Consider the following 16,613-nt stretch of genomic DNA (forward strand, 5'->3'; position numbering starts at 1 on the left):
ATTGTGTGAGACACTTCATATCGAAATTCCAAATGAGTATAGATAACTGCAAATAACAGTTTGTAGGGGAGTTCTGATACTCCCCTATAAAAATGGCTATTTATCAACTGTTTGTTGTGACATAGCCAAAATATTTAACAGGCAAACGCCGCTCCTCCGGATTCTCCTAAAACATGGTAAACTTCATCTTTTCATGGCCGCCGCAGGGAAGGCCGGAGCTCCCATGAACTCCTGTATTCCCGGAATAAGGCCATCTTCATTTTCAATAACAAATACATCAAGCAACATGAACCATCCCTATCTGGACCCCTCCTTCCTCGTTTCCTGGTCACGGCTCACGCCGGACGCCATCAAGCCGGACGTTACGGAAGCCATCTCCCGCGCCAGGGCGAACATCCAGGCCATCTGTGACCAGCCGCTGGACTCCCTGACCTATGAAAGCACCTTCGGCGCTCTGGAAAAAGCCTCTGAGGAACTGCACCTCGGCTGGGGCCGCATCATGCATCTGGACTCCGTCAATGACGAACCCGCCCAGCGGGAAGCCATCGGGGAAATGCTGCCGGAAGTGGTCGCCTTCTCCTCCTCCGTTCCGCTGAACCCGTGCCTGTGGACGGTCCTGAAAGCAGCCGCGGCCTGTGACTGGGTGAAAAACCTCTCCCCCGTCAGGCAGCGCTTCATTCAGGAAACGCTGGCGGACTTCCGTGAAAGCGGGGCGGACCTGCCGGACGAGGTGAAGCCGGAATATGCGGAAATAGAAGCCCGGCTCTCCCTGAAGACCAAGAAATTCGCGGAAAACGTGCTGGACTCCACCAACGCCTGGGAACTCATCGTGGAAAATGAAGCGGAACTCTCCGGCCTGCCGGACTCCGCGAAGGAAGCCGCCCGGCTGGACGCCCTGGCCAACGGCCACGGCACGGAAGAAGCCCCCCGCTGGCGTTTCACGCAGAAATTCACCTCCCTCCAGCCCGTCATGCAATTTGCGGACTCGGACGGACTGCGCCGTAAAATGTGGGAAGGCTCCTGCTCCATAGGGAAGGACGGGGAATATGACAACGAGGCCCTCATTGCGGAAATCCTGGAACTGCGGGATAAAAAGGCCCATCTGCTGGGGTATGGCTGCTTTGCGGACTACGCCACCTCCCGCCGCATGGCCGGGAGCGGAGCCAACGCCTTGAATTTTATTAATGACCTCCATGACAAGGTGAAGCCCTCCTTCCTGAAAGACATGGAAGCCGTACGGCGGTACAAGGAGGAAAAAACCGGAAAACCCGTGGAAAAGCTCTCCCCGTGGGAAACCGCCTACTGGTCTGAAAAACGCCGCCGCGAGCTCTACTCCTTTGACGAGGAAGATTTGCGCCCGTACTACTCTGTGGAAAAGGTGATGGACGGCCTCTTCTCCATCTACTCCGGCCTGTACGGCATCACGGTAATGCCGCGCCCTACGGTGGCGTTCAAGCCCGGTGAATTCGGGGAAGTGCCGGAAGGCGCGGTGGAAGTATGGCACCCGGACGTCCTGTTCTATGAACTGCATGATGCGGAAAGCGGGGAACATCTCGGTTCCTTTTATGCGGACTGGCATCCGCGGGACTCCAAGCGCGCCGGAGCGTGGATGAACTACCTCAGCGTGGGGGAACCCCCGCACGGCGGCAAGCCCCGCGTGCCCCATCTGGGCCTCATGGTCGGCAACATGACCAAGCCCGTTGGGGACAAGCCCGCGCTGCTGTCCCACCGGGAGGTGGAAACCATCTTCCATGAATTCGGCCACCTGCTGCACCAGCTCCTCTCTGATGTGGAGGTGAAATCCCTGGCTGGCACCAACGTGGCCTGGGACTTTGTGGAACTGCCCTCCCAGATCAATGAAAACTGGTGCTGGGAGCGGGAATCCGTGGACCTCTTCGCCGCGCACTATGAAACGGGTGCAACAATCCCGGACGAACTGTTCTCCAAAATGCGCGCCGCCCGCAACTACATGAGCGGCACGGACTTCATGCGCCAGCTCTGCTTCGGCAAGCTGGACCTGGAGCTTCACGTGAACTGGCCGCGGTACAAGGGCACTCCGCTGGAAGAAACGGATGAACGCATCCTGGCGGACTACCGGGTGCCGATGACGGATCGCGGCCCCTCCGTGGCACGCCGCCTGACCCACATCTTCGCGGACCCCACGGGCTATGCCTCCGGCTACTACTCCTACAAATGGGCGGAAGTGCTGGAAGCGGACGCCTTCAGCCGCTTCCTGAAGGAAGGGGTGCTGAACCCGCAGACCGGGCGCGACTTCCGCCGCTGCATCCTCAGCAAGGGCAACAGCAAGCCTGCCGCGGAACTCTACCGCGACTTCATGGGCCGTGATCCGGACGCGGAAGCTCTGCTTGTCAAATCCGGCATCCTTTAAATCAATCTCTCTAACACAATCCTCATGCCTGAACAAAAAAGACTCTCCCTCGCCGGCATCGGGTGCGGCTCCCGCACGCGCACCTACATGAAGCTGGCCATGGAACAAAAAAACCGCTACCGCATCGCCGCCGCGGCGGACCCCGTAAAGCAGCGCACGGAAGCCGTGCGTGACTTTGCCCCGGAGGAGGAGCGGGACTCCATCCGCCTGTTCAAGGACGCCGCCTCCCTGCTGGAGGAACCGCGCCTGGCGGACGTAGCCATCATCGGCACGCAGGACGACTACCACTACGCCCCGTGCAAAAAGGCCATGGAGCTGGGCTACCACGTCCTGCTGGAAAAACCCATCGCCAAGACGCTGAAGGAAGCGCTGGAACTGCGCGACCTGGCGCGCCAGCTGAAACGCCGCGTGGCCGTGTGCCACGTGCTGCGCTACACCCAGTTCTACCGCACCCTGAAAAAAATCATCGCCAGCGGGGAAATAGGGGACGTCATCACCTTCAACGCCAATGAAGGCGTGGGGGCGTGGCACTTCGCCCACTCCTTCGTGCGCGGCCACTGGGGGAACAGCAAGACCTCCACCCCCATGATCGTGGCCAAATGCTGCCATGACATGGACATCCTCTACTGGCTCATGGGGCGGCGCAAGTGCCTCTCCGTAGCCAGCTTCGGGGAGCTCACCTTCTTCACGAAAAAAACGCTCTCTTCCCCCCGGCCGGAACGCTGCACGGACTGGACCACCCCGGTGGGGGAAGACCCCTGGGACGCCCGCAAATACGCCACGGACGACGAATGCAAGCGCTGGCTGGGCATGGTTTACGACCGCGCGCAGGAAGCCACCGCAGAGGAAATCTGCGAATGGCTTGAAACCTCCCCGTGGGGCAGGGACTACCTCCAGTGCGACAACGACCAGCCGGACCACCAGGTTTCCATCATGCGCTTTGAAGGCGGCCTGACCGGCACCTTCACGATGACGGCCTTTGAACAGGGCCGCCATATTGAAGTATACGGCACCAAAGGCAAAATCCGCGCCGGAGCCTTCTACAAGGAAAACGGCCCCGGTGAAATCACCGTCACGCCCCACTTTGGCGGAAAAACCCGCGTGGTGGAGCTGGAGGAACTGGCTGGCGGCTACCAGGGCCACGGCGGCGGTGACTGGGGGCTGGTGGAAGCCCTTTACGATGACATGCTGACGGTTCCCTCTCCGGCGAACATGACCACCTCCATTGAAGAATCCGCCCACTCCCATGTCATGGCCTTTGCCACGGAACACGCCCGGCTGACCGGCCAGGTGGTGGACGTGGCCGAATTCGAGCGCCGGGTCATGAGAGGTGAACTGGACTACTGATCCGGTAGTTCAACACTTCAATTTCCAGAAAACGGACGGGAAACCGTCCGTTTTTTATTGCTGGTTCCGGATGTGAAACCGTAGATGGCTGCAACCATCTTCCTCCATGAAAAACGGAATAATTAATGGAATTCGTGGAAATACAGAAAAAGAATATTTGGTAAAGTCTGGAAATCATAAATATTCCGGTTTTAAATGATAAAAAATAACTTATTGGTCAGGACAGGGTTATAAAACGGACGGATTTGGAATCCGGAGTCAAGCCTACAAAATTGAAAGAAAAACGTTTTAAGGAAATTTGGCTTGGCAATATCCTGGAAATTGCCGTAGGGATTTCCTGATATAACAGGCTTTCTTTTTGTTCCGCAATCATTACTGACCGTCTTTGCATGTTGGCGGCGGTAGTCGTCAGGGCCGGCGGTATAAAGCTGTGAAAAGGGGGAATGGGGAAATGTTGCAGAGCATCAGGAAGAACAATTTTTCACGGCTGTAACATCCATACCGGATTCCAAATCCGGCATATATCTTGTGAATTGGCTAAAACCATGAAGAAATCATTCATTCTGCTATTATTGGCAGGCGCCGTCTCCGCGGCTTCTGCGGCTTCCCTGAAAATTAATCTGGGTTCTTCCTCTGCGGGGGATCCGGATTGGATCAGTGTGGCTACCCAGGCTTCCTCCATCACGGGAGGAAAAGCCACCTCCTACGCCTCCATTGCTTCCTTGAGCAAAAACGGGGGAAACGTTTCCCCGTCCGTGGTTCTCGGCAATCTGGGCGGTCAGGACGTCACGCTCACCATGGCGTACAAAAGCACCGCCGCCATGAATGCGGGTTACCTGGACGCGACAGGCACGTCCCCCTCCATCAACTCCCTCTTCCCGGACAGCATGGCGCAATCTTCCATTTCCGGCAAGTGCAACGGGGTGAAGGGACAGACCGTCGGCCTGCAATTCACGTTGAGCGGCCTGGCGGCCAATACCACCTATTATCTGTACGTTCTGGGCAACAACGGTTTCTCAACCAATAAAACCAGCATGGCCCTCTCGGGCGGTGTCAGCAATGTCACAGGCAGCCTGATGGACGGCTATGAAGGAGCGGGAACGGTGACCGGTTCAACCTTCCAGGGGACGACGGATTCTTCCGGCGTGGGGATGGAATGGGCATTCACCACAAACAATTCGGGCCAGGTGACGCTCACTTATGAACGCTCCGCCGGAGCGGCCGCGGATGTGGTAAATGCAGATGTCAGCTTGAACGGATTCATGCTGGCAACCGAACCCATTCCCGAACCGGCCACGGCATCCCTGGGGTTGCTCGGACTGGCGGCGCTGCTGTTGCGGCGGCGCAAAAACTAAGGAGCATTCAGCATTATCTTTGACGAGATGTCCGGAAAGAAGGGATGGACCGCCCATGTTGTTCATCCCTCCTTTCCGGCATTTTTTATTTGCAGAAGTCTATCTGTTAGATTATTTAATAACCTTATATCTATGAAAAAGAAATATCTCTTCGGCGTCCTTGTGGCGGTGGCTCTCTCCGCTCTGGGGAATCCGGGGCAGGGTGCGGGAACGGTGGAATCCTTTGGCGTGGACTTCGGCAATGCGGCTTCTGCGGCACAGCCGGGCTGGACGAATATGGGGGTGGTGACCACCACGCCATCCTCCACGCTGAAAAGCGTGCCCCTGCGGAGGAATAACCTGGAAGCCTCTTCCTCCCCCGTGCTGGCTGGAACGCTATTTGGCCGCTCCGTTTATCTGGCGGTAACGGCCAAATCGGAAGCGAGCGTGGGAAACATGTGCTATAACAACGCCAATTCAACGTGGCGGGAAAAGGGGGAAACCCGCGGAGGGCAGCCGGGCGGCGTGCTGCAGGCGGAAAGCGCCTTCTCCTTTCCGAATCATGGGGAAGCCCTGAATACGAGTTTGCAATTGTTTACCAACGGCATGGCGGTCCGGGCCGGCACGGTGCGCGTTTCCCTCTCCGGACTGGCGCCCGGCAAGGAATATGCCGTTTCTTTTTTCCTGGGCAGCGGCAAGCCCGCGTACCAGTCCGTTTCCCTGGTATCCGGCGCTCATGTGGACGTAAAGGCGCTTCAGACCTCCACCGGTTCCCGCACGGAAGACACGTGGAAAGGGGGCGTCAACACGGCGGACGCGGATACCTATATGGCGGTGGAATGGACCGCGGCAGCGGATGAGGCCGGGACGCTCGTTTTTGACGTGGTGAAGGAAGGCAGCTCCGCCGGAACCGGAACCCTGAATCTGAATGCGCTGACTGTCCGCACGGATGATACCCCGGCCCCTCCCGCTCCGGAGCCGAAGCCCGTCAGCGTGCTCCACAACAGGGTGCTGACCGTTCTTTCCTCCCCGGTGGCGCTTCCCGTGCCTGCGGATGCCTGGACCGGAACGGGGGAAATGACTTGCGAACTTTGGGTCAGGCCGGATGGGGACGCCGCCTCCGGCGCTATTCTTTCCCTGGGGGCTTCCACGCTCTCCCTGAACGGAGGCCGTCTGCATCTGGAATCCGGGAATGCGGAAACTCCCGCCTCCGTGGAGGCTTCCGGCCAGCCCTTCGCCGCCGGAACCTGGCACCATGTGGCCGTGGCCCTGGGAACGGAAAACGTCAGCCTGTATGTGGACGGAACATTGGCGGGAACCGCTCCTGCCGCGCCTTACCTGGCCTCCATGAAAAACGGCTGGACAGGCCTGGTGCTGGCTGCGCAGTTCAAGGGAGCCCGGGACGAACTGCGGTTCTGGAATGCGGAGCTGGGGACCGGAGCGGACGACTTTTTCCTGACGGGGCCGCTGCCCATGGCCCACCCCAGGTATGGCCGCCTGGTGGGGCTGTGGCGGCTGGACGGAGACTTCCGGGACGCCAAGTGGACGGAATTCGCGGACAAAACGGGCAGCTCCTTCACCCGCCCGTACCAGGCGGTGACGCCGTCCGGCACGGAATTCTCCATCGTCATGGACAACAACACCTTCCGCTACATGCTGGTGACCGGGTACGTCCGCGAAAGCCATATCATGTGGAACTGGCCGTCCCGTCCCCACATGATCAATAACTCGGATATCATTTACATCGGCGCCGCTTCCGCCGCCGCCAATGGGGACATCAGCTTTTCCTACCCGGACAACGACGTGACGGAAAGCCGGGGCGTGCAGCTTCTCCCCGCTGACGGCGCGCGGACGAACGTTCTGGAATTCACCGGAGAAGACGCTTATATGAACGTGGGCAACGGACTGCTGGCGGGCAGCAATGCCAACGCGTTCACGATTGAAGTGAACCTGGCTCTATCCGCCGGGGAGCAGAACGTCACCCTGTTTGAAAACGACAGCGTGTCCATGACGCTGGCGTGGGCGGACGGCCATTACAAGGCGCGCCTGCAGGCGGGCTCCACGGCTGCCTGGGAGGCGGACCTGCCCGCCGTAGCCCTTCATGAATACTTCTGGCTGGCCTTCATCCGCAATTCCACGGCGGGAACGGCCGTCTTTTACCTGAACGGCGCCCCCCTGCAGACGGCGGCGGTTGCCGCCGGGGAGATGAACGGCACGCCGAATGCCGTCGTGGGCCGGAACCTGAAGGGGAAAATAGACGACATGCGCGTGTGGCATCTGGCCCGGCCCGTCAACCGTTTGGGCACGGAAGTACAGCCCAACTGGAATGACCGTCTCATCGTGGCCCACTGGGGGAACAGCGACGTCTTCGGCCGTGATACCGCCTCCTGGGCGGAACATGTCCGCACGCTGCGCGGCATGACGGAAGGGGTGGGAGGCATGCGCATCCGCCTGGGCATTGCCGGAGGCGCGTGGAGCGCCATGCTGCCGGATGCCGCCGCCCGCCAGAGGTTTGCGGACGGCATCAGGGACCTGTTGAAAAAATATCCGCTGGACGGCGTGGACCTGGACTTTGAATGGCTGTACCAGGGGGACGGAAAATGGACCAGTTACGGCCAGCTGGCCCAGGCCATCCGGAAGACCAATCCGGACATGTTCTTTTCCATCTCCCTGCATACCGTCGCCTACTGGTTTCCCGCGGCGTACATGCAGTATGTGGACTACTTCACCTTCCAGAACTACGGGCCGTCCATTGACGTGAATACTTATAACAGCATGGTTTCCGCCTGCGGAAAATTCCGGAACCAGGGCTTTCCGGACAACAAAATCATCCTGAGCGCCCCATTCCAGGGAACGCCCGGAACCGCCGGGCTGCCTGACGGCAAAAAACCGGGGGACTACATCAAGGGCTACAGGGACATAGCCGCCAACTGTCCGGAAGCGGACAACCCCGATCATGACACGGCCGTTTATTCCTATTCCGGCCTCAATCTGACGCTCCATTACAACGGCGTCACCACCGTCAAAAAGAAAGCCAAATACATCAGCGACCAGAAGCTGGCCGGCTTCATGTACTGGGACATGGGGCTGGACGTGGCGGACGCTTCCGGAAGCAATAACTACTTTGACCGCCGCTCCCTGCTGCGGGCCGCCAACCGCTACGTCTCCTCCACGTCCTTTCCTATGACGGCTTCACCGTTCGGCCTGTCCCGGGTGGGGGCGTCCGTTCCCGCCGCCGGAGGGGCGGTGGATGTGGAAGTGCAGATGGAAGAGGAAGCCCTGGGCTGGGTGGTGGCGGACTCCCCGGAATGGGTTTCCGTTTCCGCCGCTTCCGGCATCGGCCGGACCACGGTCATCCTGACGGCGTCGGAAAACAAATCCGCCGCCGGACGGTCCGGAACGGTGGTGTTCCGCGCTTCCGACAAGCAGGAATGCGCCGTCACCGTCACGCAGGCCGGGGCTGACCTGGCGGGCTATGACAAGTGGGTGCAGGACTCCTTCCCGCCGGACGCCACGGCGGACCGGACGGCTGCGGATGCCGCTCCCGCCGGGGACGGCGTCACCAACCTGATGAAATACGCCACGGGCCTGGACCCGCTGAAACCCTGCGGAAGCGTGACGAAGGTATCCGTGGAAGAAGGCGTTGAAGGAAGCAGGCATCTGGTGTTGCGGTGGCCGGTAAATCCTCAGGCGGCGGAGGTAAAGCATGAAGTGGAAGTCTCCCCGGACCTGGTTAACTGGACTTCCCTGGGGGAAGTGGAAACCGCCGGAAAAACGTCTGCCGAATTCCGGGATGCGGAGCCCGTGCAGGACAGCGCCATGAAGCGGCGCTTCCTGCGCCTGAAAGTGACACGGGAATAACTTCAGCAGCCCTCCTTGTGGAGGTGCCTTTCCGCCCCTGCTTACGCCTTGGAAAGCAAAATCCGTCCCGGCACGGCATGGCCGGAACAGGGAGCGCCATATACCCATGCGGGCGGCCCGAACAGCCACGCATGGCAGAATGCACGAACCTTGAATGGGCCTCCTCATCTTAAAAACAGGGAATGTCCCGTTGAAGAATCGCGCTCGCTTTCCTCACCTCATTCCCAGCCGGCCGCAGAGGCCTGCGGCGCTCCCTGCTCCCGCAAACCCATTCCGGGGCATTCACCGGGCAAAGGCGCAGCCTATTTCCCCGCCTTCTTCTTAATCTTTTCCTTCACCCGCTCCACATTGGCGCGGGCGTCTTCATTCCCCAGCTCCGCCGCCTGTTCATACCACTTCCTGGCTTCCGCCAGGTCCTTGGCCACGCCCGTTCCGCGTTCGTACATGGAGCCCAGGTTGTTCATGGACTTGGCGTCGTCCTGTTCCGCTCCCTTAATGTAAAACTGGTAGGCCAGGGCCATATCCTGCGGAGTGCCGAGCCCTTCCTCATGCAGGTAGCCGAGCAGGAAATACATGCCGGGCACGGCATGTGTCTGGTTCTGTTCCAGCTTGGTCAGGATGTCCATCGCCGTTTTCGGGTCCGGCTCCATATCCTCTCCCTTGATGAGCAGGCGCGCCTTTTCCACCAGGGCTTCCGGGTCTTTGGTTGCGGCGGCTTTCAGCACATAATCCTTGTGAAGCTCCTTGTTCGGCTGCACGCCGATCCCCTGCTCGTAATACCGGGCCAGCCTCTTGAGGCCGCGCACGTCCTCCTTCTTCACCAGCGCGGTGGCCGCCGTCATGGCGGAGGCCAGCAGCTGCTGCCGTTCCGCAGGGTCCTGCACGTTCCCGGCCACGGTTTCATAATAATTGGCCAATTCGTCCAGGGCGGTCAGGCTGCCGAGTTCCACGGCCTGTTCCCAGAACTTCACGGCTTCCGGATTGATGGTTTTCGGGGCAGGGGCCTGGCGTTCCCTGCCGGACGGCGTCATCCAGGGGGGGACGGCTCCGGCGTCCGTCAGCGTATCTTCCGCGTTATCCTTCTGCCCCGGCTTGCGGAGCCACGGCGGGGTGTTTCCTTCCTCGCTATTCAAGCTCAGCTTGACCTGCTGGTAGGCGGAATGGGAGGTATTCCGGCTGGCGTTCTGCGCCGCCGTTTCCGCCGTATCCTGGGGATAGGCCGCCTGGTTGGCGAGGAAGAGCAGGGAGGGAATGTGGCCCCGTGCCGCCAGGCCGTGCATCATGGCGCTGTAAGGCTGAAGGTTTTCATTATTGGAGCTCCACATGTCCGCCGCGTCCACATGGCCCTTCAGGGCCCCCCGGAACATCCAGGAATCCCCTTCCGCCATGCGTTTTTCCAGGCCGAATTCGTAAATAAGGGCGCGGCCCAGCACGTACATGCCGCAGGGATCCCCCTGTCCGGCGGAAAGCCGGGCCCAGGCCAGGGCTTCCGGATAGCCGGATTCCTCGCTCCTGTAGCTGAACAGCATCAGGTAGGCCAGGTCCGCCTGGCTGCGGGCGTCCCCTTCCTGAGCTTTTTTGCGGAGGCTGGCGGTCAGCTCCTCCCACTGTTCCGGCGTGACGTATTCGGAAATGCCTCTCAGCGTAATGAAGTCCCCGGAGGCGGCTTTCGCCAGGCAGTCGGTCAGCAGCGTTCTGGCGGGTTCCGCGGCCGGCTTGTCCATCAAATCCGGGTTTTCCATCTGGGCCAGGCGCAGCTTGGCCAGGGGATGGCCTTCTTCCGCCGCCTGCTTGTACCACGTGCGCATGTTCTCCTGCGCTTCATGGGCTTTGCCTATGGAATCCATGGTATTGGCCAGTTCCTCCTTCCACAGCTCGCCCAGCTGGACGCTGGAATCCGCGTCTCCAAGCTGGGAGGCCAGCTCCAGCTCCTTGTGCGTTTTGGCATAGGGGGGAAGCTGGTTGAGCTTTTTCTGGGGAAGGGAAAGCGGTTCCTTCAGGAAGGGCATGCCCCGTTCGTCATGAAGGGCCAGCAGGTCCAGGGCGGCCTTGCGCAGCTCCTGCTCCTGCGGTGGCTTCGCTTCGGAAACCAACTGGGCGTACCAGGCATAGGCATTATTGCTGCCCAGCTTGCGGGCCTGGTCAAACAGGGTCTGGAGCAGGTAGCCGTCCACGGTTCCCCTTTTCTCCTTCATGCAGCCGGAGAGATCGCCCAGCAGGGTTTCCAAATCTCCCCTGGAGCGCAATTCCGCCAGAAGCTTTCCGGACTGCTCCGCGGCAGTACCCTTCGTCATCTCCGCCAGCAGGCGCATGGCTGCCGCGTGTCCCTTCTCCGCGGCCTGGGAAAGGGGCTGGACGGCCATGTCCCGCCACTTCCTGCCGTCCGGATCGTTGCCGGAGGGCCCCCCGCCCAGGGAAAGGGCCAGTTCCCCCATCCGGGCCAGAAGAACCGGTTTGGCGTTTTTCCGGTGCTTCTCCAGGGACTCAAGCACCTTGCCGGGGTCTTCCTTCAGCCAGTCCACCCTGATAAAGGCGAGCTGGGCAAGCGCGTCCTGGTCGCCGGAGGCGGCTTTCTTTTCCAGAGGGGCGAGGTAGCGCTTCAACTCGGCTTCCGGCAGGTCCGTAACGGTGTACAGCGCCGTGACGGCGTCCATGTCTCCCTTCTCGGCCAGCTTGCGGCAGGCGTCCAGCCATTCCGCATGCTCCGGCTGCATGGACTGCGCCTTGAAAATCCCGAAAATCCCGTAGGGGTCCGTCATCATGAGCTTGGGAGCCGGATGACCGGATTTGGCGGCCGCTTCACGGAAGAAATGCTGCATGTGCTCCAGGCAGGCCAGCGGCAGGTCCCCCCGGTTCAGGTAATAAAGCCCCATCCAGTACTCCCCGGCCAGCATGTTGGCCCGGAAGTCTCCCGCGGCAGCCTTGCCGAGCAATTCCCCGTACGTCCAGCCGCCGTCCATGGGCAGCTGGGAAAGGTCCCGGACCGGGACTTGCTCCACCTGCACGGGTGGATTTGCCCCTGCCTGGGACGGAACGTCCTGGGCATGAACCGGAACGGAAAAAATAAAGGGAATAAGCAGAAGACGGGCACGCATGGATCAACTCTTTTCTAACAGGAAAAACCTCTGCCCTACAAGCGTTTTTCACGTGCCTGAATGTTTAATTATTGATGATGTCACGTTCTTTTTTTAAAGAAGACAAATGAAGCTGTGACGGGAGGCTCCGGGCACGTGTGCGGCAGCTCCCAAGGCAAAGGATAATGATAGCCGGGAAAGGCGGAATGGACAAAGTAAACAAGGGATATTAAGCCCCCCTGTGCCCCTTCCGTCCATCCAGTCCATCCAGTCCATCCAGTCCATCCGGTCCATCCGGTCCATCCGGTCCGGATTATTTAAAAAAGAGCCCCTGGAGGATGCGCCTCACTAAACCTCCCGCAGTTTTTCCGGGCATTCCTCCAGCAGCGCGCGCAGCCGGCGGCGGTCCAGTTTTCCCATCACCGTCAGGGGAATGGGCGTTTCCATGACGGCCCGGATGCGCTGGGGGCCGGGAGCAGCTGCATTCCATTCGCGGCACGCGCGTTCCAGCGGCACAGCGGCGGGACCGCAGGCGACCAGCTCCATTCCGGCCCGCGGGTGCGGAACGGCCTCCACTACCGCCTCCGGAACACGGCGGCGCAGCGCATCCTGGACGGCGTCCGGGTCCACCAGTTCCCCCAGGACTTTGACGAGCCTGTCCGCCCGGCGCAGGAAGGTCAGCAGACGCCCCTCCAGGCGCACCAGGTCGCGGGTGCTCCACCACTCCTGCGGCTCCACCCGTTCCAGCAGAAAACCTCCATGAGGCTGCGTCAGCAGGCGGCCGCACAGCTTGCCTTCCCCCTGGAAGCGCAGGAGGCCGTCCTCGTCCGTCTTTGCTTCCCAGTGGGGTAGCAGGGAAAGGCGGTCCGTGTGGTACGGATCGCCGGGGAAAGCCGTGGCGAGCTGGGAGCCGGACTCCGTCATGCCGTAGCTCTGCACCACGGGCCAGCCGAGGGCGCGGGCTTTCCTGCCCGTCTCCATGTCCAGCGCCCCCCCTCCTACGATGATGCATCCGGCGGTGGAAGGCGCGCGGAGGCGCAGATTGACCAAGTCCACCACCTGCGTGGGAACCAGGGAGGACCAGCAGGCCCCGGAGCTTTTCATCAGGTCCGCATAGGCCTGGGGATTCCACCTGCCGTGAAGCGCATGGACGTCGGTCCCGGCCAGGGCCGCGCGCAGGTAAATCATGGCGCCCCCCACGTGCCAGACGGGCAGGGGGCAGCACCAGTCCCCGCATTCCGCGTGCAGGTGTTCCAGGGCTCCGCGCGCGCAGACGTCCAGGGCGCGCCGGGTGAATAAAATGGCTTTGGGCGGCGAACCGGAAGAACCGGACGTGGCAAAGGCCGTGACCTCATCCATGCCCCGGCGGGAAAGGAAGGCGGCGGCCTCTTCCGCCCAATCCCTCAAATGGGGGGGGGCCATCACGCAGGGGCCGTTGTCCCGGTCCCAGGGCAGGGGTGTTCCGGAGGCGGACATGGCGGCGGCAGGCTACCGGAGGGCTTTTCTGCGCAGGGTGTGCCAGCGTTCCTCCATGCGGGGCTTCAAATGATGTTCAATCCAGGCATAGGCCGCTTCCAGGCCTCCTGCCTTGAAGGTGCGGCCTATTTCCGCTTCCACGCCTGTGGCGTTGTCGGTGCGGCGCAGGAAATCATTGCTGGTGAATTCGATGAAAAGCTTTCCGTTGATCGCTCCTTCCTCCGCCAGAATCCATTCCCTGACGTACAGCGCCAGAATGGCGTCCCCTACCCATGCCTCCACGCGGAGGCGTTCTTCTGTGGCCTTGTCCATATGATGGTTTATGAAAATCTGGCAATGGCGGTTTTCCCTCCCAGCGGATCCTTGATGGGCGGCGGGGGCACACCGGGAGCCTGGTTCCCGGCGGGGGAGGCCGGCTGGCGGTTTTCCCGCGGAAGCTCCGGCAGGTTGTCCGTGGGGGTGGATGCGGGCGCGCCGGGCGCCGGGGGATTCTCCTTGCGGTCCTGCGGCGCGGGGGCGGCTCCCGGCGTAAGGGGCACGTCCAGCACCCTGTCCTGGGCCGCGCGGCGGTTGACCGCATCCTTGGCCTCCAGGGATTTGCGGAGCGCCGTCTCCGATTCCGAATTCCAGTACCCGGAATCCAGTTCAATGTAAATGTTGGAATAGGGGAGGGATGTCTTGGTCTTGATGACCAGCACGTTGAACTGCTTGGCGGCGTCTTCGATCAGGGAATTGATCGTGCGGCTCATCAATTCAAAATGCTGGCGTCCCGGAAGCATTTTATTGATATTATTGCGGTAGCGCTTGATGCCGGGGGCGTAATCCTCCGTAACGCTGCGCAATTCCGAGCTGATCATGATGCGGGGCACCACGTGGGCTTCCTCCTCCAGCATGTTCAGCACGTCCAGAAGCACTTCATCGGACGTCTTGTCGGAGACCATGGTCTTGATGCCGGCTCCCGTATAGGCCGGGAAGGAGGACTCCGCAATGACAATCCAGTTTCTGGCTCCCACGATCGCCAGGTTTTTATATAACTGGTCCTTCCATTCCCGCTCTGCCGGGTTGGCGTCCTGGCAGCCGCTGAGCAGGCTGATGATACATACGGGCAGGATGAGGGGGAGTCGGGTCATGGGAGGGACCCCGCCTTGCGGGGCTGGAAAATGGGCTAGAATTTATGGGACCGGGGTTCGCGGCAGGCGCTGGGGCAACGGCCCTGTTCCGTGGCGAACGGCGCTCCCTGGGTGGGGGCCGCCTCCGTAAAGGCGACGCCCGGCAGTTCAGTAGGTACGCCCTGAACGGGGAAATCCTTTCGCAGGGGGAAATAAGGATAGCCTTCCCACATCAAAATGCGGCGCAAATCCGGGTGGCCGGAGAACTTGATGCCCATCAGGTCCCATACTTCACGCTCGTGCCAGTTGGCGGACTGGAAGATTTCCGTGACGCTGGGCACTTCCTCTCCGTCGTCCACCTTCGTCTTGAGGCTCAGGTTCACGCCCGTTTCCGCCTGCGTCAGCGTATAATTGACTTCAAAGCGGGGGCTTTCCCCCATGTTGTCCACGGAGCAGAGGTTCACCATCATGTCAAACCCGGCGGAATCCCGCAGCCAGCGGACTACGTCCGCCACGGCATGGCGCGCGACGGTCAGCGTGATGTCGCCCCGGAACTCGTAGCGGTCCGTGATGACGTCTTTCCCAAAGCGGTTCTGGGCGTTGTCTGCGGCGGTCTTGATCTGTGATTCTAGAGAAGGCATGGAGAAGAAATGGTAAAAGATGGAACGGAGTAAAACGGTCGGAAAAGGTTTATTCGAGAGGCATTTCCGTCTCGACCGGCACGGGGGCATTGGCTTCGCGCGGTTCCTCCTTCTTGAAGAACGTGCGTGCGGGCTGCTGGGTATCCAGCTTCTTGCGGAGGGTAAGCAGGGCTTCCAGGATGGCCTCCGGGCGGGGAGGGCAGCCGGAAATGTAAACGTCCACGGGAATAATCTTGTCCACGCCCTGGAGCACGGAATAGGAGCGGAACATGCCGCCGGTGGAGGCGCACGCGCCCATGGCGATGCACCACTTGGGTTCCGGCATCTGGTCCCAGATGCGGCGGACGGCCAGGGCCATCTTGTAGGTGACGGTGCCGGCCACGATCATCACGTCCGCCTGGCGGGGGGAAAAGCGCGTTACTTCCGAACCGAAGCGGGAAAGGTCATACCGGGAGCAGGCCACGGCCATGAACTCGATGGCGCAGCAGGAAAGCCCCATCGGCATGGGCCAGAGGGAATTTTTACGAATCCAGTTGATGGCGGCGTCCAGGGTGGTGTAGACAAAATTGCCTTCCGCGTTGGAGTCCAGTACTCCTGTTTCGTAAACATTCGGTTCGTTCGTGGTGACCATGATAACAGATGATTCTTGCTGAAGCCAGATTAGCGAGATGCCTTCAACTCTCAAGCCTTAATTTGGTTCAGCCATGATTTTCTGCGGCCTGTTCCGGCCCTGTTTTCCGGGTGCCCCGGAGCGGGGATGAATAAACCCGCACAGGGTTTCCCCCGTGCGGGTTTTTATCCAACTATATTACCTATGAAACTCAGAACTCCCCATAATGGGTGGCGGTCTCTCTACCTCCCGCCGCCCGGTTTGTTACTGATGCAGGTTAGAGTCCCGGGTGGGGGCTTGCGTTCAAAAAGGAGAAAATTTTTATGACAGGCCCATGGAAGGAAATACAGGATGCTTTGAGAATGAATGCATCATGTTTTTACTGCCCTGAAAGTGGAAATAGAGGGTAGACCCGGTTTCCCTGCAATGTTGGCGTGAAGGGTGCTTTTGGGAAGGAGGGAGGATGCTTTATCCTCGGTTATCCCTGTGCCGGGAGGAGCGGATGACAAGGTGCGCGACTAGCCAGAGGCTGAGGGCAATAGTGGCTAAAAGAGCCGGCATGCTTTCCGTGATGTCTCCTAACAACAGCACGGCCAGGTCCGCTCCCAGAAGAAGGATGCCCATGAAACGCCAGTACGGGGATTCCCCGTCATGTCTGGCGCGCGGGGAAAACTCTGCTCGAAGGGACGGGATATCCAGCAGAAAGGAAAGAAGGTCAAACATGGTTTTGTGAAAGGAGTTGGAAGGAGGAAGTTGGTGGATGAGCTTTGTT

General features: G+C 60.4%; 11 protein-coding genes. 4 read left to right on the forward strand and 7 right to left on the reverse strand.

Annotated elements, in window-relative coordinates; genetic code table 11:
* The first annotated feature begins 286 nt into the window (after positions 1–286).
* The 4 genes from QSJ36_RS07640 (at position 287) to QSJ36_RS07655 (ending at position 8,931) form a co-directional block, all read left to right on the forward strand.
* Complete coding sequence (locus QSJ36_RS07640) at positions 287–2,389, forward strand: M3 family metallopeptidase (RefSeq protein WP_285468007.1); 2,103 nt, start codon at positions 287–289, stop codon at positions 2,387–2,389.
* 24 nt (positions 2,390–2,413) lie between these two features.
* A complete protein-coding gene (locus tag QSJ36_RS07645; RefSeq protein WP_285468008.1) occupies positions 2,414–3,736 on the forward strand; it encodes a Gfo/Idh/MocA family oxidoreductase in 1,323 nt (440 codons plus the stop codon).
* A 545-nt stretch (positions 3,737–4,281) separates the two neighbouring features.
* The gene (locus tag QSJ36_RS07650; RefSeq protein WP_285468010.1) at positions 4,282–5,091 is read left to right on the forward strand and encodes a PEP-CTERM sorting domain-containing protein; all 810 of its coding nucleotides are present in this window, start codon (positions 4,282–4,284) and stop codon (positions 5,089–5,091) included.
* Positions 5,092–5,223: 132 nt separating this feature from the next.
* On the forward strand, positions 5,224–8,931 hold the full coding sequence (locus QSJ36_RS07655) for a LamG-like jellyroll fold domain-containing protein (RefSeq protein ID WP_285468012.1): 3,708 nt from the start codon (positions 5,224–5,226) through the stop codon (positions 8,929–8,931).
* Positions 8,932–9,233: 302 nt separating this feature from the next.
* Here QSJ36_RS07655 and QSJ36_RS07660 read toward each other — a convergent pair whose 3' ends face one another.
* The 7 genes from QSJ36_RS07660 to QSJ36_RS07690 form a co-directional block, all read right to left on the reverse strand.
* Positions 9,234–12,026, reverse strand: coding sequence for a hypothetical protein (locus QSJ36_RS07660; protein ID WP_285468013.1), 2,793 nt, complete (start codon positions 12,024–12,026; stop codon positions 9,234–9,236).
* Between the two features lie 327 nt (positions 12,027–12,353).
* Positions 12,354–13,481 carry an AMP-binding protein gene (locus QSJ36_RS07665; protein ID WP_102731363.1) on the reverse strand — a complete coding sequence of 376 codons (1,128 nt, stop codon included), beginning with the start codon at positions 13,479–13,481 and terminating at the stop codon, positions 12,354–12,356.
* 12 nt (positions 13,482–13,493) lie between these two features.
* Positions 13,494–13,793 (reverse strand): hypothetical protein, encoded by a 300-nt coding sequence (locus QSJ36_RS07670; RefSeq protein WP_285468015.1) that lies wholly within the window; start codon positions 13,791–13,793, stop codon positions 13,494–13,496.
* A gap of 8 nt (positions 13,794–13,801) precedes the next feature.
* Positions 13,802–14,611, reverse strand: coding sequence for a hypothetical protein (locus tag QSJ36_RS07675; RefSeq protein ID WP_022397388.1), 810 nt, complete (start codon positions 14,609–14,611; stop codon positions 13,802–13,804).
* A gap of 35 nt (positions 14,612–14,646) precedes the next feature.
* On the reverse strand, positions 14,647–15,231 hold the full coding sequence (locus QSJ36_RS07680) for an NADH-quinone oxidoreductase subunit C (RefSeq protein ID WP_022397387.1): 585 nt from the start codon (positions 15,229–15,231) through the stop codon (positions 14,647–14,649).
* Positions 15,232–15,280: 49 nt separating this feature from the next.
* A complete protein-coding gene (gene nuoB / locus QSJ36_RS07685) occupies positions 15,281–15,862 on the reverse strand; it encodes an NADH-quinone oxidoreductase subunit NuoB (RefSeq protein ID WP_022397386.1) in 582 nt (193 codons plus the stop codon).
* A 447-nt stretch (positions 15,863–16,309) separates the two neighbouring features.
* Complete coding sequence (locus QSJ36_RS07690) at positions 16,310–16,564, reverse strand: hypothetical protein (protein ID WP_102721505.1); 255 nt, start codon at positions 16,562–16,564, stop codon at positions 16,310–16,312.
* Positions 16,565–16,613 lie beyond the last annotated feature (49 nt).

The organism is Akkermansia sp. NBRC 115031, from assembly GCF_030268505.1.
In the GTDB taxonomy this organism is placed as follows: domain Bacteria; phylum Verrucomicrobiota; class Verrucomicrobiia; order Verrucomicrobiales; family Akkermansiaceae; genus Akkermansia; species Akkermansia massiliensis.

Bases quoted from the DNA above. Each gene is read 5' to 3' on its own strand.
- QSJ36_RS07640 (WP_285468007.1), top strand. From the start codon at position 287: ATGAACCATCCCTATCTGGACCCCTCCTTCCTCGTTTCCTGGTCACGG.
- QSJ36_RS07645 (WP_285468008.1), top strand. From the start codon at position 2,414: ATGCCTGAACAAAAAAGACTCTCCCTCGCCGGCATCGGGTGCGGCTCC.
- QSJ36_RS07650 (WP_285468010.1), top strand. From the start codon at position 4,282: ATGAAGAAATCATTCATTCTGCTATTATTGGCAGGCGCCGTCTCCGCG.
- QSJ36_RS07655 (WP_285468012.1), top strand. From the start codon at position 5,224: ATGAAAAAGAAATATCTCTTCGGCGTCCTTGTGGCGGTGGCTCTCTCC.
- QSJ36_RS07660 (WP_285468013.1), bottom strand. From the start codon at position 12,026: ATGCGTGCCCGTCTTCTGCTTATTCCCTTTATTTTTTCCGTTCCGGTT.
- QSJ36_RS07665 (WP_102731363.1), bottom strand. From the start codon at position 13,481: ATGTCCGCCTCCGGAACACCCCTGCCCTGGGACCGGGACAACGGCCCC.
- QSJ36_RS07670 (WP_285468015.1), bottom strand. From the start codon at position 13,793: ATGGACAAGGCCACAGAAGAACGCCTCCGCGTGGAGGCATGGGTAGGG.
- QSJ36_RS07675 (WP_022397388.1), bottom strand. From the start codon at position 14,611: ATGACCCGACTCCCCCTCATCCTGCCCGTATGTATCATCAGCCTGCTC.
- QSJ36_RS07680 (WP_022397387.1), bottom strand. From the start codon at position 15,231: ATGCCTTCTCTAGAATCACAGATCAAGACCGCCGCAGACAACGCCCAG.
- nuoB (WP_022397386.1), bottom strand. From the start codon at position 15,862: ATGGTCACCACGAACGAACCGAATGTTTACGAAACAGGAGTACTGGAC.
- QSJ36_RS07690 (WP_102721505.1), bottom strand. From the start codon at position 16,564: ATGTTTGACCTTCTTTCCTTTCTGCTGGATATCCCGTCCCTTCGAGCA.